Annotated in this window: 16 protein-coding genes; 10 read left to right on the top strand and 6 right to left on the bottom strand. The window is 39.7% G+C overall.

Going from position 1 to position 24303, the window contains the following annotated elements:
* Positions 1-15 precede the first annotated feature (15 nt).
* The 3 genes from R2Q84_RS15710 to R2Q84_RS15700 form a co-directional block, all read right to left on the bottom strand.
* Positions 16-3519 carry a SusC/RagA family TonB-linked outer membrane protein gene (locus tag R2Q84_RS15710; protein ID WP_316817523.1) on the bottom strand — a complete coding sequence of 1168 codons (3504 nt, stop codon included), beginning with the start codon at positions 3517-3519 and terminating at the stop codon, positions 16-18.
* Between the two features lie 143 nt (positions 3520-3662).
* Complete coding sequence (locus R2Q84_RS15705; protein ID WP_316817522.1) at positions 3663-4784, bottom strand: FecR domain-containing protein; 1122 nt, start codon at positions 4782-4784, stop codon at positions 3663-3665.
* Positions 4785-4862: 78 nt separating this feature from the next.
* A complete protein-coding gene (locus R2Q84_RS15700; protein ID WP_316817521.1) occupies positions 4863-5441 on the bottom strand; it encodes an RNA polymerase sigma-70 factor in 579 nt (192 codons plus the stop codon).
* Positions 5442-5667: 226 nt separating this feature from the next.
* On the opposite strand from R2Q84_RS15700, the gene R2Q84_RS15695 reads away from it, so the two are divergent.
* The 9 genes from R2Q84_RS15695 (at position 5668) to R2Q84_RS15655 (ending at position 18562) form a co-directional block, all read left to right on the top strand.
* The gene (locus R2Q84_RS15695) at positions 5668-6255 is read left to right on the top strand and encodes an RNA polymerase sigma-70 factor (RefSeq protein WP_316817520.1); all 588 of its coding nucleotides are present in this window, start codon (positions 5668-5670) and stop codon (positions 6253-6255) included.
* A 70-nt stretch (positions 6256-6325) separates the two neighbouring features.
* The gene (locus tag R2Q84_RS15690) at positions 6326-7528 is read left to right on the top strand and encodes a FecR family protein (protein ID WP_316817519.1); all 1203 of its coding nucleotides are present in this window, start codon (positions 6326-6328) and stop codon (positions 7526-7528) included.
* A gap of 174 nt (positions 7529-7702) precedes the next feature.
* Positions 7703-11125, top strand: a complete 3423-nt coding sequence (locus R2Q84_RS15685) for a TonB-dependent receptor (protein ID WP_316817518.1) — start codon at positions 7703-7705, stop codon at positions 11123-11125.
* A 22-nt stretch (positions 11126-11147) separates the two neighbouring features.
* Entirely contained in the window at positions 11148-13019 is a 1872-nt protein-coding gene (locus R2Q84_RS15680) for a RagB/SusD family nutrient uptake outer membrane protein (RefSeq protein ID WP_316817517.1), read from the top strand.
* Positions 13020-13052: 33 nt separating this feature from the next.
* Entirely contained in the window at positions 13053-14360 is a 1308-nt protein-coding gene (locus R2Q84_RS15675; protein ID WP_316817516.1) for an IPT/TIG domain-containing protein, read from the top strand.
* A 213-nt stretch (positions 14361-14573) separates the two neighbouring features.
* Entirely contained in the window at positions 14574-16145 is a 1572-nt protein-coding gene (locus R2Q84_RS15670) for a right-handed parallel beta-helix repeat-containing protein (RefSeq protein WP_316817515.1), read from the top strand.
* A 231-nt stretch (positions 16146-16376) separates the two neighbouring features.
* The gene (locus tag R2Q84_RS15665; protein ID WP_316817514.1) at positions 16377-16946 is read left to right on the top strand and encodes an adenylate kinase; all 570 of its coding nucleotides are present in this window, start codon (positions 16377-16379) and stop codon (positions 16944-16946) included.
* 78 nt (positions 16947-17024) lie between these two features.
* Complete coding sequence (gene obgE / locus R2Q84_RS15660; protein WP_316817513.1) at positions 17025-18032, top strand: GTPase ObgE; 1008 nt, start codon at positions 17025-17027, stop codon at positions 18030-18032.
* A 113-nt stretch (positions 18033-18145) separates the two neighbouring features.
* Entirely contained in the window at positions 18146-18562 is a 417-nt protein-coding gene (locus tag R2Q84_RS15655; RefSeq protein ID WP_316817512.1) for an L-rhamnose mutarotase, read from the top strand.
* Positions 18563-18571: 9 nt separating this feature from the next.
* Here R2Q84_RS15655 and R2Q84_RS15650 read toward each other — a convergent pair whose 3' ends face one another.
* The gene (locus R2Q84_RS15650) at positions 18572-19468 is read right to left on the bottom strand and encodes an AraC family transcriptional regulator (protein WP_316817511.1); all 897 of its coding nucleotides are present in this window, start codon (positions 19466-19468) and stop codon (positions 18572-18574) included.
* 143 nt (positions 19469-19611) lie between these two features.
* On the opposite strand from R2Q84_RS15650, the gene R2Q84_RS15645 reads away from it, so the two are divergent.
* Positions 19612-20931 carry an alpha-L-fucosidase gene (locus R2Q84_RS15645; protein WP_316817510.1) on the top strand — a complete coding sequence of 440 codons (1320 nt, stop codon included), beginning with the start codon at positions 19612-19614 and terminating at the stop codon, positions 20929-20931.
* Here R2Q84_RS15645 and R2Q84_RS15640 read toward each other — a convergent pair.
* The gene (locus tag R2Q84_RS15640) at positions 20921-23092 is read right to left on the bottom strand and encodes a peptidase domain-containing ABC transporter (RefSeq protein ID WP_316817509.1); all 2172 of its coding nucleotides are present in this window, start codon (positions 23090-23092) and stop codon (positions 20921-20923) included. The two genes, R2Q84_RS15645 and R2Q84_RS15640, sit on opposite strands and share 11 nt — an antisense overlap.
* Positions 23093-23098: 6 nt before the next feature.
* Positions 23099-24268, bottom strand: coding sequence for an HlyD family secretion protein (locus R2Q84_RS15635; protein WP_316817508.1), 1170 nt, complete (start codon positions 24266-24268; stop codon positions 23099-23101).
* Positions 24269-24303: the final 35 nt, after the last annotated feature.

Below are 24303 nucleotides of genomic sequence, written 5' to 3'. Positions count from 1 at the left end.
TTCGAATTTTTGAGGTTAAAACTTAACACTTACATTTAAACCATATGTGATCGGAACCGGGATGTTTCCACCCTCTATGCCCTGCACGTTACCACCACTATTAGTGAATTCCGGATCAATATATTTGCTTTTGGTATAGATGTTCCAAAGGTTCCTGCCGTATAGCGTAAGACCTACAGAACGGATGGTACTGGTTTTTTTCAGGTCGAAATTATAGCCTAGTGTTACTTCCCTTAATTTGATGTAAGAAGCATCGAATACACTAAAAGTTGTTGGACCACTATATTCGTTCCTTGCCCAGTTCAGTGCTGAGATTTTGGTGTCATTTTTAACCGGGTTGCTTACTGTATAAGAACCGTCCGGATGAAATACCACATTTGCCTTTACTCCGTCAACAACGATTCCATTTTCGCGTATTCCGTTTGCTGCAGTACGGTCGAGTACTCCTGAGTACATCCCAACTTTATAGGTTTGGGAGAAGAAACTTCCACCCATTCTGCCGTCGATCAGGAAACCTAATCGCATTTTTTTATAGCGGAAAGTATTTTGGAAACCAAAAAGGTAATCAGGTAAAACACTGCCCAGGGCTACTTGTTGAGAGGTTTTAAGATACGTACCATCGGCTTGTACCACACGCTGTCCATCTGGTGCATAAACAAAGTCATTACCCATGATCTGTCCATAAGGTTTCCCTTCCTGGGCTACAAGGGTAACCAACAGGTTACTTAATTCGAGTGTATTTACCCCTTTGTCCAGGCTAACTACTTTATTCCGGTTTCTGGACCAGTTGATGGTACTGTTCCACTCAAAGTTATCGGTTTTTAATGGTGTACCGTTCAAAGTAACTTCCAGACCTTTATTATTGATTTTACCTGCATTGAAGATCTTGTTGTCGTATCCGAATGCTGCGGATACCGGTACAGCCAGGATCTGGTTGCGGCTATTGTTATTGTAATAGGTCACGTCTAAGCCGAGACGGTTTTTAAACATCTGTAAGTTCAAACCAGCCTCTACCGAAGTGGTGATTTCTGGTTTTAACAAAGGGTTGTTTAAGGTAGACGGTAAACGGTAGGGAGCGTTGTTATTGAACGACTGCTGTGCTTCATAAACAGGATATAACTGGTAAGGGTCAGTATCATTCCCTACCTGTGCCCATCCCAAACGTATTTTAGCGAAATCCAGCCATTCTTGTTTTTTTATACCAGCAATTTCACTGAATACAAAACTACCTGTAACAGAAGGGTATATGAATGAATTGTTGTTCACTGGCAGCGTTGAAGACCAGTCGTTTCGTAAAGTTCCGTCCAGATAAAGCATACCTTTCCATCCGGCCGAGAAACTACCATATAATGAATAGACTTGTTTGTGATAAAAGTTGTTGTTGTTCAGTACCGTAGGCGCATTTTTAAGGTTATAGTATTGTGGGATGATCAAACCACCTTGTGTTAAGCCATCGATTATACGGCGTTGCTGATCCCTGATGTTACCACCCGCATTTCCCGATAGAGAGAAGTCGCCCCAGTTGTGTTTTGCGGAAGCAAGGAACTCATAATTGAATTCATTAAAGTGATTGCTATAGTCCTGATATTGTGATTGGGAACGGGAGTATACAGCGATACGGTCTTGATATTCAAAAGTGTATATATCCGCATGTACTTTTCCTGTCAGTTTTAACCAGTTATTTGCATCGACGGTAAAACCTATATTTCCATAAATCCGGTCACGGTTTTCTTCCAGATAGCTTTCGTACGCCGACCAATACGGATTGTCGATAAAACGAGTTGCTTTAGCTGCAGGAGTATTCAAATAACCTGTCCGGTTCCAGGGACGCGGAGTCCCGTCTTCTCTTTTATAATCACTTAAACGCTTGTAATCAACTTGTACTCCACCCCATTGAAAGGCTTCAAGCATGATGTTGCGATTGGAAGCGCCTGTCCAGGGTCTGCCTAGCGATGTATTCTTAATATAATTCAGGTTGCTAAATACGTTAACGATGCCCAGTTGCGTGGAACCCGAAAAATTAACAGCATTACGCCCCAAACTGGAATTAGGCACAGTACCACGTACGTTTTTGTTGGTATAAGATAAACGATAAGTGGTTTTGTCGCTTGCACCGCTTACAGCAATGTTATTGGTATTGGCGATACCAGTACGGAAAAAGTAATTTACATCGTGCTCAGGGTATACCCATGGTTGTGGGTTCAGGTAGTCAGCAGGATATTCCGGATCTAGATTATACCAGTGTAATACTGGCGTTCCATCTAATTTTGGCCCCCAGCTTTCATCAGAAGCATAGTCTACCATATTGTATTCCTTGCCATTAATGGTTGCTTTGGTAAAGGTATTGGCATAACCCTGTCCGTATAGATGTTGTCTTGCCGGTAGGCGTACAATGTTCTCCAGGTCTAAACCGGTGTTCAATATAATATCAAATTTGTCTTTTCTGCTGCCTTTCTTGGTAGTTACCAGAATCACTCCGTTTGCTGCCCTTGATCCATAGATGGCGGCAGCAGAAGGACCTTTTAATACCGATATGTTCTCAATGTCATCCGGGTTGATGTCCTGGATCAGGTTTCCTACATCCTTACCTGCACTTCCGTTAACGGTAGAAGAAGTGTTGATGTCAGAATTGTCTATTGGTGTTCCGTCAATTACATACAAGGGCTGATTGTTTCCTGTTATGGAATTGATACCGCGTAACAACACGCGGGTCGAGCCGCCCATATTACCTCCTGATGATATAACCTGTAGACCAGAGACCTTCCCTGAAATTGCACTGAGTGCATTGGTAGGCCGGGTGGTGAGTTCTTCGGATTTAACGTCCTGTACAGCATAGCCCAATGCTTTTTTCTCTCTGGAGATACCCATTGCAGTTACCACAACTTCATTTAATCCGGATTGGGCAACCTGCAAAACAATTTTGCCCATGTTAGCACTGGCTTTTATTTCACGACTTACAAATCCCAGGTAAGAGAATTCCAGGATAACATTATTGTTTGCTTCTTTAAAGACAAACACACCGTTAGCATCAGTTATGGTCACTTTTGTTGTGCCTTTTATTCTAACTGTTGCACCTGGCAGGGGCATTCCCAGTGTATCTACTACTTTTCCGGTAATGGATTCCTGTAAAAGCGATGTTTGTACAGGAGTATCAGTGTCTTTCTCCATGATAATTACCATTTTGTCGGTAATCCGGTACGTAAAGCTCTGATTGGCAAAACACTTTTGCAAGGCAGTTTCCAATGTTACATTCTTTACATGAATGGATACCGGTTTTGCTTTTGCAATCAATGCATTATTATAAAAGAAATCATATCCACTTTGAGTGCGAATTTCTTTTATCAATTGGTTAAGGCTGCTGTTGGTTCTGTCCAGCGTAATTTTTTGTGCGAATAGACCTTTGGCAGATACTTGTATCATAGCCAATAGAATGAAAAATATGGATAAGTTGATCCGCATGATGAGTTTTCGTATAATACTGTGGCTCCCACCACGTTTAACGTTTAGGTAAAAAATCATACATTTGATAGTTAGGGTTTAGATAATTGTCATTTCGATATGAATTCCGCTTAAGCCGCGGATTTTTTAGAGCCCTTACAATTCTGCCGGGGATGGGTCCAATCATCTCCGGCTTCTTTTTAAGGCTCATCTTTATGTATAAACTATGGCATAACGATGATCCTCCTTCCTTCAATTTTAAAGTTTACATTTCCGGTCAGTTCCATTACTTTCAGCAGTACAGAGACGTTCCTTGATTTCGAAACCTCACCAGAAAAGGTTTGGTTAAGATCTACACCCGGTTTGTATACCACATCCAGGTCGTACCACCGCGCAATTTTATTCATGATACTTTTGATGTCTTCGTTAAATTTGAAATAGCCATTTTTCCAGGAAATGATTTCCTCCAGGTCTACATGGTTTGTTATAGTTATATGCTGATCTGTAAGCTGTGCCTGTTGCCCGGGACTGAGGAGTTTAGATGTTCTTCTGCCCGTTACTTTTACTGAGCCTTCCAGCAAAGTTGTTTTTACTGCGTTTTCGTTATTATAGGCCATTATGTTAAAATGTGTACCCAACACTTCTACAGTCTGTCCTTTACTAACTACTTTAAATGGCATAGCTTTATTGTGTGCTACTTCAAAATAAGCCTCACCAGTTATTTCCACTTTGCGCTCCTGTCCTGCAAAACTGCTTGGATAGCTTAAAGACGATTCGGCATTGAGCCATACTTTAGTGCCATCCTGCAGGATAACCTGGTATTGACCACCCGCAGGAGTACTTATGGTGTTTTGTGCTGATGCAGTTGGATGAGTGTCATTGGTCTGAATGTGGGTTCCATCGTTATAAGCCAGTTCAGTTGCTTTGATGATTATCCCATTCTGGTCATTACTTAAATTAATCGTTTGTCCGTTTGCCAGCTTAAGCACAGCTTTATTTCCACCAGGAGAGACATCTGTTTTAGCCAGTACCAACGGACGTGTTTCCTGATTCTCTTTAATTGTATAGGTATATAAGCCAAAGCCGATCAGGATTAATGCAATCGAGGCTGCAGCCATACCCGCATATTTTAGCCAGCTTACGTTTCGTGTTACCGGAGCATAGGCATGATCAAGTGCATCAAGGATTAATTGTTTGTCTTCCAGGCGTTCTTCTGCGCTGACATCCGAAAGGTTTGAATTCTGGCTATGTAAAAGATACCACGACTCCAACAGTACTTTCTCTTCATCAGTACAATTGCCTGCCGCATATTTTTTAAACAGTTCCTGTGCTTTTTTTTCTTCCATATCCAGTCGACATTTTAATGCCTTATATAAAGAGGTACAGCTGAAAGGCCGGGAGGGGGTAAATAAAAATGAAAAAAATTAAAATGTATTAAGAAAAGAAACGATGAGATAGATTCCGAGCTTGAAACGTAATAGTTTTAGCGCATGTTGAACATGTTTTCTGACGGTCAATTCTGATATGTTGAGTTGTACTGCAATGGCTTTGTGACTCAGATTTTCTTTTCTGCTCAATTCAAACACTTCTCGCATTTTGCCAGGCATGCCTGCGATTTCATTTTCTATAAGTGAGGTCAATTGTTTTTCCCTGATCAGGTGATCAGTGATACAGGTGCCTTCGGTAGTAAAGTTGTCCAGCGAAGTGAGGTATTGCGATTCAATGCGTTTATGAGATAAAAGATTAAAAATCCTGTTTCTTACGGCAGCTGATAAATAACTAAGTAAACCAGGTTCAAAAGATAAAGTCTCCCGTTTTTCCCATAATGCGAGAAAAAGCTCATGAATAATGTCCCTGGTTTCTTCCCGGTTACGCATCCATTTGTAGGCATGAGCGTGGAGCAGCCAAAAATATCTGTCATATATTTCAGTAAAAGCCATACGGTCTCCTTCCTTTAATAAGGTGGTTAAATCGTAATCGCTTAAATTACTGTATGTTGACATATTTAGTATATATTATCTATGGCGAAGGTAGATATTTAAATTTTAATTTAAAATCTAAGTGTTAAAATGAAACCAAAATGACTTGATATTATAGCAATTCATTATTCCGGATACACTAAAAAATAAATATAGTAAATTAATAATTACTGACAAGGTGGAGGTATTTACTGTTTAAAAGGTACAATTTGTGTTAATTTTTGTAGTTTCGGATAGTCAACCAAACCAAATGAACATTTATAATAACTACAGTGAAGAAAAACTGCTTGGTCTTCTTATAGAAGGTGATCCCAATGCTTTAAGCAGTCTGTATTATTTACATGTTAAACAACTGAAGTATTTTGTAATGAGAACTGCTAAGTCTGCTATGCTTGCAGAGGATGTTGTACACGATACATTTATTAAAGTTTGGGAGAATAGAGTTAAAATAGATAGTGGACAACCTTTTAAGCCTTATTTATATACCATCGCCCGGAGGCATTTACTTAATCTTTTGAAGCGTGCCCAACATGAGGTGAGTATCATGGACGAGATTAAAAAAAATGTGGTGGGCGAAGAAAATGCGACTGAGCTTTTAATAGATTATACAGAAAGCAGTTCAATTTTTACTGAGGCCATAAATAATTTGCCGGAACAAAGGAGGGAAGTGTTTATCCGTTGTCGCATACAAGGGCTGACCTACAAACAAGCAGCTATAGAGCTGGGTATTTCAGAAAGCACAGTTAATAATCAAATGGTTAAAGCTTTAAAAACCATTAGGGAATTTATTACCATTCGTACTGCTGTTCTGGTATTAATGGCAACTGTAGTGAAATAATTATATTTTTTTTTAATCAGGATAGATGTATTGTTTCTGCCATTTGTATTAGTTACAAAAGGGAGGAAAATTGAACAACGAAATCATACAACTTTTTATAAAATATCTAAATAATCAATGTAGTAAAACTGAACTTGAAAAAGTTCTTACGCTGATTGAAGAGGGAAGTTATAAAGATGAATGGGAGTTTGTACTTACTGAAGATGCCGCTGCATTGGTAAAAAGTGCCCGGCAATCAGAAATGTCTTTTGATGAAATTACGGGCTTACATAATAGAATACAAGATACCATCGTAGAAGAGCCTCAGCGTGCTATTGTTCTTCCTGTTAGAAATACTTATTGGAGAAAAATTGCAGCCGCTGCGGTTATTTTGATCACTTTAAGTGTAGGTTCTTTTTATTATTTATCCCCGCAATCTCTATCTGGTACATTAGCGAACGACATCGCGCCAGGAGGAAATAAAGCTATACTTACTTTAGCTAATGGAGAAAAAATCGTCCTTACCGATGCTAAGAACGGTGACCTTGCCGCGCAATCTGGTGTAGTGGTAACCAAACTGACTGATGGAAAAATCGTGTATACGGTAAAGGACCAGGCTGCAACGACAAAAGCCAACAGTATAGAGACTCCAAAAGGTGGACAATACCAGGTGGTATTACCTGATGGAACGAAGGTGCTGCTGAATGCAGCTTCCGTATTAACTTTTCCTACCTCCTTTACTACTGTTAAGGAGAGGCGGGTGCAGTTAAAAGGGGAAGCTTATTTTGAGGTGGCCAAGGTCATGATGAAGGATAAAGAATTAAAGAGTAAGGAACATAGAATGCCTTTTATTGTCGTGACGAACAAAGAGGAAATAAAAGTGTTGGGTACCCATTTTAATGTCAACAGTTATGTGGATGAGCCAGTCAGCAGAACAACGCTTGTTGAAGGTTCTGTAATGGTTGATGCTTTTGGGGCATCACAAATGCTTACGCCTGGAAATCAGGCTGTGGCGGGGAATGGTACATTGACAGTTGCCGAAGCAAATATGGAAGAGGTACTGGCCTGGAAGAATGGATCTTTTATGTTTGAAAGCGAAGATATAGCATCAGTAATGAGAAAGATTTCACGATGGTACGATGTAGATGTTGTATATGAAGGAGCGATTCCTAAAGATCGATTTGGTGGTACAGTTAGCCGTTTCAGCAATGTATCCAAAGTCCTAAGCAAATTAGAATTAACGAATAAGGTTCACTTTAGAATTGAAGGAAGGAGGATTATAGTTACAAAATAACTACTTAAAATCAATAGAAGTAATCTTATAAAAAAAGCCAGAAGTGCTTGCAACACGACTGGCCAATGTCCCGATTACTTCAGTCAACAAATTTTGCGATTCAATCAACTTTAACCCGCGGACAACTTAGATCTTTAAGGATCAAGGTTAACCTGCGAATAACCAGACTAACAAATGTATAAAAATTATGCTAATGAACTTGGTGTGCCCAAAAGGTATATCAAAAAACTACTGCTGATTATGCGATTAACCACCGTTATATTAATAGCAACCATAATGCAGGTAAGTGCAGCAGGTTTCGCCCAAAGGATTACCCTTTCCAAAAAGAAGGCGACCCTGAAAAGTATTTTTAAGGAAATACGAAAACAAAGTAATTATGATTTTATCTATACCGATGAGCTGTTGAAAAACGCAAAGGAGGTTGATATAAATGTAAATGCTGCATTGCTGGAGGAAGTACTTAACAAGGTATTTATAGGTCAGCCCCTCTCTTATACTATAGAAGACCGTACTGTTGTACTCAAAGAAAAGCTGGATGCTCCTTTAAAAATAAAGCAGGCTGATCGGGTGGTTGACGTACGTGGTCGCGTAGTTGATACACAGGGAAAGGGAATACCGGGGGTAACGGTAAAAATAAAAGGTGAAACAGGTGGTGGTACCACCAACAGCAATGGAGATTTCAGTATTGCCGTAACTTCATCTAATGCTATCCTGGTCTTTTCTTATACAGGTTTTATTGCTCAGGAAGTTCCTGTTAACGGTCAGGCAATATTGAATGTAATTCTTAAAGAGTCTGTAGATGACCTTTCGGAAGTTGTAGTAGTTGGTTATGGTACGCAGAAGAAGATTACGGTAACGGGGTCTATTAGTTCGGTAAATATGGCCGATATGAGAACGCCTGTAGCTAGTCTGTCCAACGCCTTGGCAGGTAAAGTAGCTGGTATCATTTCTATGCAGTCGAGTGGCGAGCCTGGTTATGACAACTCGGAACTGACTATTCGTGGACTGGGAACTTTTACAGGAAATAATTCACCCCTTATTATTGTAGATGGTGTACAGCGTGATGATGTTAATAGTGCTTTTGGCGGTTCATTTAACAATATAGATCCTGAGGATGTTGCAAGTATATCTTTACTTAAAGATGCATCATCTACAGCAATGTACGGTGCAAAGGGGGCTAACGGGGTATTGATTATTACCACAAAAAGAGGTGTTGCGGGAAAGCCGAAAATATCTTTTAAAGCGGAAACTGGTTTGACCAGTTTTACGGAAAGACCCAAAATGCTGAATGGAATTCAATATATGGAATTATTAAATGAGGCCCGTGTCAATATGGGACAGCTTCCTAATTATTCTGATGAAGTTATTCAAAAAACTGCTAGTGGTCTGGATCCTTATATGTATCCGAATGTAAATTGGATCGATGAGGTTTATAAGGAAAATTCCAGTTTAACTAATGCGCACTTAAATATAAATGGGGGGTCAGAAGCTGTACGTTATTACATTTCAACTTCTTTCTACAACCAGACAGGTCCTTATAATGTTAAAAAATTAAACGGCTATAATCCTAACCTGAACTTTAAGCGTTATGATTTTAGAAGTAACATTGATGTAGACGTTACTAAAAGTACCTTGTTGCAACTGAATATTGGTGCAATGTTGGTCAATTCACGTTATCCAGGAATTGGCGCGGGCCCCCTATGGTATCTTGCCTATGCCACAACACCAGTAGCCTTTCCAACACAGTATCCAGATGGAAAATGGGCGGGCCCGATAGCCAACGGTGGTGCTAATCCTTTAAATAGTGTTCAAAATAATGGTTACTCAGATGAATTCAGGCCGGCTGTACAGTCTGTTTTTACCGTGAATCAAAAATTAGATGTAATTACACCTGGTTTAACTTCGTATGCAAGGTTCTCATTTGATAGTTACGGTAATTTCAATAACAGGAGAACCGGGCTTAATGATAACTGGCAGGCTATAGGTCGTGATGGTAATGGCGAATTGCTCTATACCCAAACCAGAATTGGACAGCAGTTCTTAGGTTATGAGCAAGGTTCAGATGGCGAACGGGTTATGTATCTGGAAGGGAACATTAATTATGACCGTACTTTTGGTAATCACCGTGTAGGCGCTATGTTCTTGTATAACATGAGAAACAGGCTTAGAAGTACTGCAGGAGATGTGATTACGGCTATTCCATTCCGCAATCAAAGTTTGGCAGGGAGAATGACCTATGGGTTTAAGGACAAGTATTTGCTTGAAGTAAATGCCGGGTATACTGGCTCCGAAAACTTTCAAAAAGGGAGTAAATTCGGATTTTTTTCATCTGTATCTGGTGGTTGGGTGATTTCTAATGAGGATTTCTTTAAGCCATATGCCAATACGTTTAGCTTGCTGAAATTAAGAGGTTCTTATGGTGTTGTTGGTAATGATAACATTGGTGCGCGTGACAGGTTCCCTTATTTAACACAGATAGGTGGTGGTTCCGGTGTTGGATTTGGGCTAAACGGAGCCTGGAATGGCGGATTAACAGAAAATTTGATTGGCGTGGAAAATCTAACCTGGGAAAGATCCTATAAAGGAGGCATCGGCCTTGAAATAGGCTTGTTCAATAGGCTGAATTTAATTATTGATGGTTTTGATGAGAGACGTAATAATATATTAATCAGGCGTGAATCTATTTCGTCAATAGTAGGATTAGGCGGGACACCAGTGTATGCGAATTTAGGGGAAATGAGTAACCGTGGGGTGGATGCGAGTATTGAATACAATGACCAGATTGGTAGTTTAGGTGTAAGGTTGTTTGGAAATGTGACCTACAGTAAAAATAAAATCATTTTTGCAGATGAGCCTATAAGAAAGTATGCTTATCAAAATCAGGCAGGTTTTGCGAATAATGAGTTTTTTGGCTATGTGGCTGATGGTTATTTTGTAGATCAGGACGATATTGATTCTAGACCTGAGCAGAAAATTAGTACGGTTAGACCTGGTGATATCCGATATCTGGATCAAAATGGTGATGGGGTTATCGATGCTTACGACGCGAGAAGATTGGGTAAATCGCCATTCCCGTCCTGGTTGTATGGTGCAGGTTTTTCTTTGGCCTATAAGAAATTCGATTTATCATTGTTCTTTCAGGGTGTTGCTGATGTCGGTATCATGGCTAACGGATCATCGATTGACTCAAGAGGCGCAGGAGCTAATGGGGTAGGAGTAGTGCCATTCTCTGGCATGGGACAATACCAGAACAATACGATGGCTCAGGCATTAGATAGGTGGACTGTGGATAACCCACGTCAGGATGCTTATTATCCTCGTTTATCAGTAGGAAGCCTCTCAGATAACAATTATCTGAACAGTACACACTGGCTTAAAGATGGCTCGTACATCCGGTTAAAACAAGCGTCGCTTGGGTATACGTTTACATCAGAAAAGATGAAAAAGGCAGGAGTACCTCTTTTGTACTTCTATACCTCCGGACAGAATCTTTTGACTTTCAGTAAATTCAAAATTTGGGATCCTGAATTGGGATCTAACGGTGCTAAATATCCCATTTCAAGAATGGTAACTTTTGGTGTGAGGGCTCAGTTTTAATAACCATTTAACAATGATTAAGATGAATAATCTATTAAAAAATATTCTTTCTTTCGGTAGCATCACAATGTGCTTGTTACTGTTTAGCCCGGGTTGCAAATATTTAGATGTAGCACCGGACAATTTGCTTACCTCAGACATGGTTTGGGAGACCAGGGCAAATGTCGAAGGTTACTTAAATAACATTTATGGAAATGTTCAAATTCCTGAGGATGATCACACTACTTTAGGTGGTAGTGATGAAACTTCATGTGCCATTCAGGGGGTAAATGTTCGAAAAATGATTGCTGGTAACTGGAATGCGCAAAGTAATTATTTCTACTATTGGGGAGGCAATTATGCAGGTATCAGGCAGAGTATTGTATTTGAAGAGAACATAGATAAAGTATCGGATGCCATAATCGGTGCTGACCTGAAAAAACAATATAAGGCCGAAGCATTATTTTTAAGAGGCTGGTTTTATTGGAAACTCTTAAGTCAATATGGCCCTTTTGTTAAGATTACAAACACTTTAAGTCTTAATGAGGACTACAATAAGTATCCTCGTGCACCATTTAATGACTGTGTGGCGCATATTGTTGAATTGTTAGATAGGGCTGCTGCGGATTTGCCCAGCACCTGGTCATCATCATCAAATTATGGAAGAGCTAATAAAGCATCTTGTCTTGCTGTTAAAGCTCAGGTAACCTTATGGGCAGCTAGTCCTTTATGGAACGGGAATGGTAAGTTGGCGAGCTTAAAAAATAAAGATGGGCTGGCTTTGGCTCCCTCACAATATGACGCGAATAAATGGAAGGTTGCTGCCAATGCTGCAAAAGCGGCTATTGATGTAGCTGGTTACAAGCTTTTCACAAATCTTGATGAAGGTGACAGTCAGTTTGACCCATATCTTTCTTTTCGCAATTTGTTTATCACAAACTGGAATAGCGAAATTTTATTTTCTACCAACACTTCATCGGGATGGCAATGGAGACATGAGGTACGTTGCGCACCTAAACCAGGTGGGTACGACATGACCAATGCCACTCAAAATGTTGTAGATGCTTTTTATATGCGGAATGGAAGAACAATTGATGATCCTCTATCGGAATATAAAGAAACAGGATTTGTACAAGTTGACGATCCTGCAAATTGGGGGAAATCTAAAGATGGTTTAAACAGGGGATATGTTAAAGGTAATGCAAACATGTACGCCAATCGCGAAGCCCGGTTTTACGTAAGTATACAGTATAATGGTAAGCCTGTTTTGCCTGCACCGACTCTGGACGACAGGAATTTCTTTTCATCTGATGCGAATAAAGATGGTACCGGAAGAGCTGAATTTTATTACTCAGGAAAATCAGGTGTAGGGGTAAATAATAACGCTGATATTACAGGTTACGATGTGCTGAAAAAGGTAAGTCCTGCGTCAAATATCAGAACAAGTGCGGTTGCTTATCACCCATATATTCATATTCGCCTGGCAGAGATTTATTTGAGTTATGCTGAGGCATTGAATGAAGTTGAGCCAAACCACCCGGATATCTTGAAATATGTAAACCTGGTAAGACAAAGAGCTGGTATTCCTGATTTACAGACCGTTTATCCGGGAGCTGTAGGTGATCAGAATGAAATGAGGAAACGTATTCTGCAGGAAAGACAGATAGAATTGGCTTTTGAAGGGGATCGTTATTATACGTTAATCCGCAGACTGATGATGAATGATTCAAAAGTGCAGACCATTTATAGGATGAATACCATCACCAGTGATGGCAATCAAGGTTTTGCTTTTGCAGATTTTAACAAACGTACTTTATTGCAAAACAGGGTATGGGACGATAAGATGTATCTTTTCCCAATTGCGCAGAGTGACATCGATAAAAATTCTTCACTGGTGCAAAATCCAGGCTGGTAATGAAAAACATTGTTTATTAATATGCATAAGATTATGAAAAAATATATAAATGCTTGCTTATTCATGGCTATTGTTTTGGTGGCTGTGGTTACAGGCTGCAAAAAGGATGATCAAGAGTTTACTCATGATGCATCTTCACCAATCATCATTGATCAGCTTCTTCCTCAAAAGGGTAGCGGGGGTACAGAAATTCTCATCAATGGCAGTAACTTCACTACCGACACTTCAAAGGTTGAGGTTACCCTAAATGGAAAACCGTTGAAAGTGATTGGTGTTAATGGTAAGCAAATGATGGTTGTCGTACCAAAAAAAGCGGGTTCAGGTGCAATAACGGTAACAATTGATGGTAAAAGTGCAACGAGTAAAACAGCTTTTACTTATGAATTCACCAGAACGGTAACTACCCTGGCAGGGTCGGGCGTGGTTGGCTTTGCAAACGGACAGGGCACTGATGCCAGCTTTAACTTTACAGGAGAGCCCTGGTATAGATGTAGCGGTATTGTAGTGGATGACAACTTGAATGTATACGTTGCGGATGTTGGTAACAGGTGTATCAGAAAAATTGATAAAGATGGGAATGTAACCACTTTTGCTGGGAGCCCGGGTAATGCAGGTTATCAGGATGGCAAAGGAACTGCTGCTAAATTTAGTTTGATTTATGGCCTTGCGATCGATAACCTGGGGAATGTGTATAGTGCAGATCCGGGGAATTGGGATATTCGAAAAATTACTCCCGATGGAACGGCTACTACTTTGGGATTTGCTTCTCAGGATCCATGGAATGTTACTTTTGATAAAAAAACTGGGAATTTGTTTTACTCAAGCTCGGGTGGTGTTGCAAATATTTATCAGATGACGCCTGCTGGTGTATCTAAGCAGGTAGTTAGTGGAGTTAATCAACCTTCAGCACTTGCCGTTGACAGTGAAGGCGATTTATTTGTTACGGTATTTGGTGATCATGTAATTAAAAAATATCTGGCAAGTACATGGGCAGGCAGTGTTGTTGCTGGTTCAGGAGCTGTAGGTTATTTAGACGGACCTGCTACAGCTGCGAAATTTGCATCCCCATGGGGCATGTGCATTGATGCGGACAATAACTTGTTAATAGCTGGAAATGGGGCTAACGGTAGTACTTCTAATCCAGATCAAAGCATCCGTTTAGTAAATGGTAAAACGTACGAAGTGAGCACATTTGCAGGATCTGGTATTGCAGGCAATGTAAATGGGGTTGGGAAAGCCGCGGCTTTTAGCGCGCCGGCAGGTGTTGCTGTAGATAAAAACGGAACCGTTTATGTATTGGATCGAAACAACAACAGCATCCGAAAAATAGTATCAGAATAAAATTTTAATACACTCACACAAATGTACAGGCTGTATCATTAATACTGTCGTCATTCTGAATTCATTTTGCTTAGCAGCTTCTTCGAGGTCAGAATCTCGCACCAACTATTCAAAAAATGCTCAAAAGGGATTCTGAAATGAATTCAGAATGACGATGTGCATATAAATAGTGGTAATCCATATTATTGATACAGTCTGTTAATATTTAAAATAATGAATACATCAAAATTAGATTGTTTTAAGCACGTTTTCATATTAGGAACTATTGTTTTGTCATTTATTGTTTTGCCTGCCTGTAGTAAAAAGAGCAGTTTAGCAGGCCCTGATAGTGCAGGAGGACAATTGGCCGCCAAAGATATTTACGTTGCGGTTAATGGGAATGATTCCAATCCTGGGACGCTTGATAAGCCCGTAAATACCATAAAAAAGGGATTGGAACTGGTTACACCAGGTTTTACTGTTTTTGTTAGGACTGGTACCTATAAAGAAAAAGTTGTATTTCCTAAATCCGGAAGAAAGGATAAAGTAATTACATTAAAGCCGTATCAGGGAGAGAAAGCTGTGATCAGTGGTGAAGGACTTTCTGTATCGGGTAGCGAGGCTTTGGTTACCATGAATGGAGTGAGCTTTGTAGCAATTGAAGGAATGGATGTTTGTAATTTTAAAACAAGTGCTGCATGGGTAAATGTAGATGGAATAGTGGTGAAGGGTGGTTCTACTAACGTTACCTTGAGGAAAAACAGGGTGTACAATATTGAGAATAATGCAGCAGCGGAGATGGGTAGAAGTGGACATGCCATACATGTGATTGGAAACACGGACGTTGTGATGACTAAGATTCTTGTGGAAGAAAATGAGATTTTTGATTGTAACACCGGCTATAGTGAGAACCTAACGGTTAATGGTTACGTAGATGGTTTTGAAGTCAGGAAGAATAAGATCTATAATGGGGAAAATATAGGGATTGTAGCTGCAGGTGGTTATGCTGCAAATACCAATCCCGCATTAAATTATGTTAGAAATGGTATTATTGCGGATAATGAAGTGTTTAATATCGATGGTAAAACAGGCCCGATATCTGCATTTAAAGACCATAACGGAGCTATAGGTATCTATGTTGATGGAGCCAGAAATATTATTGTCGAGCGGAACCTTGTAAGGGATTGTGGTCGTGGGATTGGTATTGTGAGTGAAACAGATAATTTTCCTACGCAGGAATGTGTTGTGAGAAACAACCTTGTATACAATTGTGCTCTCGCCGGGATTTATTTAGGCGGTTATATTGGTTACACAGGCGGTGGAACGAACAATTGTTATGTAGTTAATAATACAATTTATCATAATAGTAAAGACCTTGGTTATTTCAATGAGGTTGAGGGAGAGGTTAGGCTAACCGAAAACTGCAACAACAATGTAATTAACAACAATATCATTTGTCCGAGAGCAGATAGAGGTGTATTTATCAATAAACAAGTATTGGGAGGTACAAATAATGTAATTACCAATAATTTGTATTATTCTCAGGGATTGAACATCTGGCGCTGGGATAATATTCCTTACACCGATTTTAATTTATGGAAAGCGGCTTGCGGTGGTGATGCGGGCTCAGTATCTGGTACAGACCCTCAATTTGTAAATACCGTGGCTTTTGATTTTCATCTTAAACCTACATCTCCGGCAAAAAATACTGGAGGGGTTACTTCGGCACTGGTAAATGGTACAACAGACAAAGACGGACAAACGCGTATTGTGAATAATCTGATTAGCAAGGGCGCTTACCAATAGTTTTTAGCCATTGATTTGTGACCCGTTACTATCCTGGAGGGCTTATTTGTAAAAAAGTGAATATAGTAAATTAATAATTATATATTTGCAACCTCAAAACTAACCTTCATATTTTTTTGTATTCAGTGATTTAATGAATTGAAAAAGGGAGTGTTACAATGAATGATTGAATAGGTATTCGTAGCCTTGAGCCTGCGGGCAAAAGGCTTTTTAACTTTAAAGACAACCCAAATGCTGAATTTTGTTCTCTTTGGCCCACCGGGTGCAGGCAAAGGCACCCAATCTGAAAAATTGATTGAAAAATATCAATTGATCCACATTTCAACAGGTGATCTTTTCAGGGCACACATTAAAAATCAATCGCCACTTGGACAAAGGGTGAGTGCTTTAATTGCTGAAGGGCAGTTGGTTCCGGATGAAATTACCATCGCTATGTTGGAGGAGGAAGTGGATAAAAACCCACAGGCTAAAGGATTTATATTTGATGGTTTTCCGCGTACTGTGCCACAAGCAGAGGCTTTGGATGAGTTTTTAGTAAGTAAAGACAGTTCTATTGCAGGCGTTATTGCTTTGGATGTAGATCAGGATGAACTAACTAAACGCATTGCCCAACGTCAGCTTGAAACAGGTCGTGTTGATGATCAGGCAGATAAATTGCAAAAACGTATTGAAGAATATTTTAGCAAAACGATTCATGTTTTGCCATATTACGAAGGACAGCAGAAATTGAGTAAAGTAAATGGCATCGGCAAAATAGATGACATCTTTGCCAACTTATGTGCCGTTGTAGATAAGTACTAGTACAAAAAACATTACTGATAGCGGGACAGAATTGAATACTGCCCGCTATTGTTATTTATAAAAAAAACAGAGAAGATTATGTCGCAGGGTTCAAATTTTGTAGATTATGTTAAAATATGCTGCCGTTCCGGTAAGGGAGGGTCAGGTTCTGCACATTTGCACCGCGACATCAGAACTGCAACAGGTGGGCCGGATGGTGGTGATGGTGGTCGCGGTGGTCACATCATCCTCAGAGGAAATTCCCAGTTCTGGACTTTACTCCATTTAAAATACCGTAAGCATATTATTGCACCTGATGGTTTGCCAGGTTCAAGCGGAACGTCAACCGGTAAATCCGGTAAAGATGAGATTCTTGATGTACCTCTCGGGACCATTGCCAAAGATGCAGAAACCGGTGAAGTGCTTTTCGAGATTACTGAAGAAGGTGAAACAAAAATTCTTACATCTGGCGGTCGTGGTGGATTAGGTAACTGGCATTTTAAAACGCCTACTTTACAAACTCCACGTTTTGCACAACCAGGAGAGCCCGGAAAGGAAGAGTGGATCGTACTCGAACTTAAGGTGCTTGCTGATGTTGGATTGGTTGGTTTTCCGAACGCAGGTAAATCAACTTTATTGTCAGTAGTTTCTGCCGCTAAACCTGAGATTGCTGATTATCCTTTTACTACCCTGGTGCCAAACCTTGGTATCGTATCTTATCGCGACAGCAAGTCGTTTGTAATGGCCGATATCCCTGGTATTATTGAAGGAGCATCCAAAGGTAAAGGACTTGGTTATCGCTTCTTACGTCATATTGAACGTAACTCGGTATTGCTTTTTATGGTTCCCGCTGACACGCATAGAAGTATAACAGAAGAATATGAGATTTTAAAATCAGAACTTAAGGATTATAATTCTGAGCTGATGCAGAAACCTCATTTGTTAGCAGTTACCAAATCTGATATGCTGGATGATGAATTGATGGAAGAGATGAAAAAAGAGCTTCCGAAGCATGTTCCCGCCATATTTATTTCTTCAGTTGCGCAAAAAAATATTGTACAACTAAAGGATATGCTTTGGGAAGCAATCAATACTTATAAAGATTAAGCCTGCAAAAAGTATTTCATCTGATCAGTCGGATAATCCAGTTAAATAGAATTTTAGTCTATTGACTTTGCTCTAATGCATCACTAATTTGCAATGACCAAAGCTCATATAAGATGAAAAGAAGTATTTTGACGATATTCCTCCTGTTTTTTTTACTTGCCGGCTGTAAAGAAGAAGCTAAGCAGGCAGATGTGAAACGTTTTGGCTCGGTAATCGGGTTAAAATCCGAAAAGCTGGAAGATTATAAGCGTTTACATGCAAATGCATGGCCTGAAGTTTTGAAAAAGATTAAGGAATGTAATATTCGAAATTACTCCATATACCTTCAAAAAATAGGAGATGCTTACTATCTATTCAGCTACTTTGAATATATTGGGAAAGATTTTGATGCGGATATGAAAAAAATGGCCGATGACCCGAATACCCAACGCTGGTGGAAAGAAACAGATCCTTGTCAGTCACCACTGCCAGAGGCAGCTGCAAAAAAACAAATGTGGACGGATATGGAAGAGGTTTTTCATGTAGATTAATATCTTGTCCTATATTTTGTGTTTGCTCTTGTATGCCAGGGGCGAGCTACCCATAATTTTATGAAACAGACGGGAGAAGTAAAAAGGATCGGAGTATCCCACTGCGGCGGCAACTTCTTTTATTCGCAAATCTGATAAAGCAAGCAACTGGCAGGCACGCTGTACTTTTAGCTGGATGAAATAATCAATTGGTGCAATGCCTGTTTTTGTTTTGAAAATGTTTTGAAAATGTGAAGGAGAATAAGCAAATTCAGTGGCCATATCGTCAATGGTTAATCTAACTGAAATGTTATTTTTCATATATTCGATCACTTTATCAGAAGTGTCCTGGCCTGGCGTTTGCGTAAGCTCAGTGTGTTTTTGTGGGAACAAAAAATTGGCAATTAAGTAGTATAGACTAAGGTTGGCATAGTTTAAATTTTCTTCGCTGTATCCCTTTTCAAGGCAATTGTATATCATTTCCCATAATTTAATCCTGTGTTCGTCAAATGAAATGGCTTTCGGACTAACCAGGCTTTTGATGGATAAGGATTCATTTAGGCTGGAGAGGTTGCTTCCTGTAAAATGGACCCAGTATATTGTCCATGGATCATCGACATCTGAAGCGTAACGTAAATGCTGATCTGTAGCTGGGATTATAAAAAAATGGTTAGCAGAGACTTCCTGTTTTTCACCGTTAATGCTGAACCAGCCCTTGCCGTCAATGCAGTAAATCAGAATGTTGTCTGGACATCCTTTTGGTCTGTTTCGGTAATGTCCGGCAGCTTTAGGGAAGTACCCGATATGGGTTATATACATTGAATTTAAGAAAAAATCGTCTTTGGATTTGCGGTTAAACAGAAACTCAGGAAGACTGATTAGTTTCTCGCCTTTAAAGCCATCGCGTTTTTTCTCATTGATCTTCATATCGGTTTATTTGGTAGGTAAATTTATTATTTTTATTGGAGAAAAATAGTATAGTCCAGTGTATTCATGTGATCCTCTATTTTTTATATAGGAACTTAAGGCTAGGTTAGTGTTACACCAATGAACCAAAATATATGACCGTTATGAAAAAAAACGCGACAGTTTTAATGCTTGTTTTCATGTGCCTGAGTTGCTTTTCTTTTGCGCAAGGCCCAGTTATCCGTACCGATAAAAAGGTAGTGGAAGATTTTATGGATAAAAGATTCGGTATGTTTATTCACTGGGGGCCAGTTAGTCTCAGGGGAACCGAAATTGGCTGGTCCAGAGGAACAAATGTTCCAACCGTTGAATACGATAACCTGTATAAGGAATTTAATCCAGTTTTGTTCGATGCAGATAAATGGGCGAAAACAGCTAAGGATGCCGGAATGAAATATCTAACCATCACTTCAAAACACCATGATGGATTTTGTTTATGGCCAACTGCCTATTCCGATTATAATATTATGAATACCCCATACAAAAAAGACATTGTAGGAGAGCTGGCTAAGGCCTGTAAAAAGTACGGACTGAAGTTCTGTATTTATTTTACGGTAGCCGATTGGCATGATCCTGACTATGCGATTTTGTATCCTGCCTCTACCACTAATAAATCTATGAATATGGATCGGTTTGTATCGACGATGAAAAATCAGCTGAAAGAATTGATCCAGAATTATAAGCCTTATATGCTTTGGTTTGATGCAAACTGGGATAAAGAATGGACGCGTGTGCAATCAGCAGATGTTTACAATGCGATAAAAAAACTGGATCCGAACGTGCTCATCAATAACCGGTTGGATACCAAGGATGCTAGTGGAGGATCGCATAAGGTAATGTTACCGACAACTCTGGCAGATTTTGCGACTCCAGAACAAGAGGTTGGAACGATGAATATGGACTATCCATGGGAAAGCTGTATCACAATTTGTCAGCAGTGGGCATGGAAGCCTAATGATAAAATGAAGTCTTTAAAAGAATGCCTTCAAACGTTAGCCAGTACAGCTGGTGGAAATGGAAATTTACTATTTAACGTAGGTCCTATGCTGGACGGAAGGATAGAAGAAAGACAGATCAGCCGTTTAAAAGAGATGGGAGCCTGGTTAAATAAAAATGGCGCAGCTATTTATGGAACGAAGGGGGGGCCATATAAACCAGATAGCGTTATGGCCGCAACAAGAAAAGGAAATAAGATTTATTTGCACTTATTTAAGAATAACCGTGCTGAAATTTCAGTTCCTGCTATACCAGGACTTAAAATTACTAAGGTTTATTTACTTGATGGTGCCGCTCCTTTAACGCATAAACTGGACGCAGGTAAGATTGTACTTAGCTTACCAAAACAATTACCTGATGCTGATGACACAGTTATTGTTTTGGAAATGGATAAAAATGTAGAGTCAGTACCCATCTTTAAATCTTAAATAATTGAGGCATTTGAAGGTTCCATAACCTACTGTACGCAGAGTTTGGGTCATACAAAAGTTCATTATGTGTGCCCTGCTCTGCTACTATTCCTTTATCTAGTACAATGATTTTGTCTGAATGATTTAAGGTACTTAACCGGTGTGCAATCACAATGATGGTCTTTTGTTTGGCTTTAAGAAAATCAATTGTCCGTTGTACATGTTGTTCAGATGCTGAATCGAGAGAAGAGGTCGCTTCGTCAAGGATTAGAATTTCAGGATTACGATACAAAGCCCTGGCTATGGCTATGCGTTGTCTTTGTCCGCCAGATAAAGTAGCTCCATTTTCACCAAGGTAAGTTTGAAAACCTCTGGGTAGACTTTCTATAAAATCAATGATACCAAGCTGTTCTGAAATATCCAGTATTCGTTGCATATCCGGTTCGTAATCACCAATTGCAATATTCTCGATCACATTACCCGCAAAAAGATCGATCTTCTGAGGGACAACCGCTATAGTATTGCGAAGTGAGGCTGTTCGGATATACTTCAGATCATATTTTCCAATGCTAACATTACCTTTTTGTATGGGATAGATGTTTTGAAGGATAGACATTAAGGTCGATTTTCCCGAGCCGCTTTCACCAACAATTGCTGTGAACTTACCTTTTGGAATGGTTAAATTCAGCTCGTCGAAAACAGGGATCCTTGTCCCGTAACGGAACGAGACATTTTCAAAATGAATGTCACCTATTTTATCGGGGGTAAGTTCAATTTGTGTTTCATTACGTTCCATGTCTTCTCTTTCCAGGTCCATGATTTCGAAAAGTCTATCAGCCGCAATCACAGCATCCTGGACAACCTTATTCATCCCGATTAAGGAGGAAACAGGGCCTGTAAAATAGCCGATTAACGTGTAAAATGACAGCAGCTCTCCTGGAGTGATGTTATTATCGAGTACAAAACCAGCACCAATCCATAGTAAGATGATGGTTAGCAGACGGGATATCAATTCTGCTGATGTGTTAGAGAATACAGAATTGATATTTGAGGTGTAACCTGATTTTAAAAGCTTAACAAAGCGTAGTTCTGTTTTTTCGTTGGCATGGCTTTCTAACCCGAACCGCTTGATCGTGCTTACGGCATTTAGACTTTCTACAAATTGTGATTCCAGTTCAGCGGAATCTTCCATTAACTTTCGTTGCGCCTTTTTATTGAGTTTATTAGTAATTAGGTAAACCAGCAGATATACAGGAATTACGGTTAACATCAGTAAAGCCAGTTTCCAGTAATAGGTAAACATGACTATAAATGAGAAGAAAACGATGAAAATATTGACCAGAAAATTAATGCTGACATCATTCAAAAAACTTCTGATTTTTACAGCATCCCCGATTCTTGAAATAATCTCTCCGACGCGCATGGTGTCGAAAAACTGTTGTGGCAGTTTAAGCAGATGTTTGTAATAACCTAATATAAGCTGGGCATCTATCATTTGCCCGGTCTTTAAAGTGAAAATAGTTTTTGCAGTGCCGATAAAAAGCTGGACAAGCAAGATGACAATCATCGCTATACCCATAAGATTGAGTAGGTTCCGGTTACCGTCAACCAAAACGAAATCGACCAGCTTCTGGACAAAAATAGAAGTAGAAAGGCCTAAAATAGTATATACAATAGCTCCAAGCAATGCCTGAATTAAAATGCCTTTATGCGGTTTTATTAAACTCCAGAAACGTCCCTGTACAGATATTTTCTCGTTTCCGGATTTGAACTCTTCGGTTGGAAGCAACAGAACAAGTGCACCAGTCCATTCTTTTTTAAATTCATCATGAGTTTTGCGCTGCATTTGCCCGTCAATAGGGTCCATAACCTGGATAAATTGTTTGGTTACTTTGTAAATGACCACATAGTGTTGCAGAATGTCATCTACTAAGATATGCGCAATTGCGGGTGTGGGAATTTTAAAAAGGCTTTCGAAGGGGCTTTTAACTCCCTTGGCTTCAAATCCTAGTTTTTGAGCGGCTTCTACCAGGCCGAGTACGGTGGTGCCTTTTTTATCTGTTCCTGCAAGCTGCCTGATACGTGCAACCGGGAGATTTAATTTATAATGTGTTGCGATGGAGGACAGGCATGCTGCTCCGCAATCTGTAATGTCGCGTTGTTTTACTTTAATGCTCATACCTGCTTATAACTTTCCACTTACATTTGGGTTTACCCAGTCGTCAACTTTATCGTAGAGCAACTGGTATAGGCTGCGCTCGGTAACGGTAAAACGCGCAGTAAACGTCATTCCTTTTTTTAAATAGCCTTTGTAGCCATTTTTTAACTGCAAATGGTTCTTTGTTAAACCGCATCGTACTTTAAACACAGGTTGATTGTTGATAACTATAATGTCGTCGGAAATGTCAAGTACCCGACCGCTTGCCAGTCCCCACTGATTGTAGTTAAATGCGTCGACCTGCAGCCGAACTTCCTGTCCCCTTTTAATCAAACCAATGTCTGCAGGTTTGATATAGCAAAATGCAGTTAAGTCTGCGTCCGGCGAGATTTCGCCGATTTTTTGGTTGGCAAATACATATGCTCCTTCTTGTATTCCTGTTAAGTTTTGGATAGAGCCATCAATTGGTGCTTTTAATGTATATTGTTTTTTCTGTTCATTTAATTCAATCTGTTGTCCACTTAATTGTTGTAACTCAGTACGTAAAGTGTTTGCCTCCGTTTGCCACTGGGTTTTATACCGGTTGATGATCATTTTGTAAGCAGATTCACTTTGTTCGTATTCAAATTTATATCGTTCGTATTCAGATTCTGTAAGTGCCTTATTTTGAAAAAGTTTATTGTAACGGTTGTAGGTGCTTTCAGCCTGGTTTTTGGCGATACGTGCATTCTCAAGCTCTTGAGCAAACTGTTGCCAGTATGCGGTATACTGGCCGGTTTGTAAGGGTGGATAACTAAACCCGTTCCTGTTGATGTAAACAAGTAAGATCCGGATATCCTGCAGAAAAGCTGCCGTTTGTCCTTGTCTGTTTTGTACAACGCTACCTTGTTGTCTGGGAGTTGAAGCGTCTATGGTAATTAAAGTTTCACCTTGCTTAACCTTTTTGTTGTCACTCAATTGGAGTTTTATTAGTCTGCCATTAACAGGCACTGTAAGTTCAGTTTTTTCGATAGAAGACTGAAGGAGCCCGTTACTTTTTACACTGATAGGTGTTTTGATAAAGGGAAGGATACTGAGTGTTAATAGAATGCCAAATATGGTAACAAGATAAATGATTTGTGTTGGCCTGTTGATTTGGGAACGATAAACAAGAGCGGTGTCAGAAATATTTTCGGCAGAAAAGATAGATAGGGACATGTGAGGGGATATTAAAATAGCCGTTATCTCATGTT

It is taken from the genome of Pedobacter nyackensis, from assembly GCF_032678475.1.
Classification (GTDB): Bacteria; Bacteroidota; Bacteroidia; order Sphingobacteriales; family Sphingobacteriaceae; genus Pedobacter; species Pedobacter nyackensis_A.
This window is presented reverse-complemented; position numbering and strand designations above follow the sequence as displayed.

Excerpts from the sequence above, each read along its gene's own strand:
- R2Q84_RS15695 (WP_316817520.1), top strand. The coding sequence starts at position 5,668 with ATGAACATTTATAATAACTACAGTGAAGAAAAACTGCTTGGTCTTCTT.
- R2Q84_RS15685 (WP_316817518.1), top strand. The coding sequence starts at position 7,703 with ATGTATAAAAATTATGCTAATGAACTTGGTGTGCCCAAAAGGTATATC.
- R2Q84_RS15655 (WP_316817512.1), top strand. The coding sequence starts at position 18,146 with ATGAAAAGAAGTATTTTGACGATATTCCTCCTGTTTTTTTTACTTGCC.
- R2Q84_RS15670 (WP_316817515.1), top strand. The coding sequence starts at position 14,574 with ATGAATACATCAAAATTAGATTGTTTTAAGCACGTTTTCATATTAGGA.
- R2Q84_RS15680 (WP_316817517.1), top strand. The coding sequence starts at position 11,148 with ATGAATAATCTATTAAAAAATATTCTTTCTTTCGGTAGCATCACAATG.
- R2Q84_RS15705 (WP_316817522.1), bottom strand. The coding sequence starts at position 4,784 with ATGGAAGAAAAAAAAGCACAGGAACTGTTTAAAAAATATGCGGCAGGC.
- R2Q84_RS15710 (WP_316817523.1), bottom strand. The coding sequence starts at position 3,519 with ATGATTTTTTACCTAAACGTTAAACGTGGTGGGAGCCACAGTATTATA.
- R2Q84_RS15635 (WP_316817508.1), bottom strand. The coding sequence starts at position 24,268 with ATGTCCCTATCTATCTTTTCTGCCGAAAATATTTCTGACACCGCTCTT.
- R2Q84_RS15640 (WP_316817509.1), bottom strand. The coding sequence starts at position 23,092 with ATGAGCATTAAAGTAAAACAACGCGACATTACAGATTGCGGAGCAGCA.
- R2Q84_RS15665 (WP_316817514.1), top strand. The coding sequence starts at position 16,377 with ATGCTGAATTTTGTTCTCTTTGGCCCACCGGGTGCAGGCAAAGGCACC.
- R2Q84_RS15645 (WP_316817510.1), top strand. The coding sequence starts at position 19,612 with ATGAAAAAAAACGCGACAGTTTTAATGCTTGTTTTCATGTGCCTGAGT.
- R2Q84_RS15650 (WP_316817511.1), bottom strand. The coding sequence starts at position 19,468 with ATGAAGATCAATGAGAAAAAACGCGATGGCTTTAAAGGCGAGAAACTA.
- R2Q84_RS15700 (WP_316817521.1), bottom strand. The coding sequence starts at position 5,441 with ATGTCAACATACAGTAATTTAAGCGATTACGATTTAACCACCTTATTA.
- R2Q84_RS15675 (WP_316817516.1), top strand. The coding sequence starts at position 13,053 with ATGAAAAAATATATAAATGCTTGCTTATTCATGGCTATTGTTTTGGTG.
- obgE (WP_316817513.1), top strand. The coding sequence starts at position 17,025 with ATGTCGCAGGGTTCAAATTTTGTAGATTATGTTAAAATATGCTGCCGT.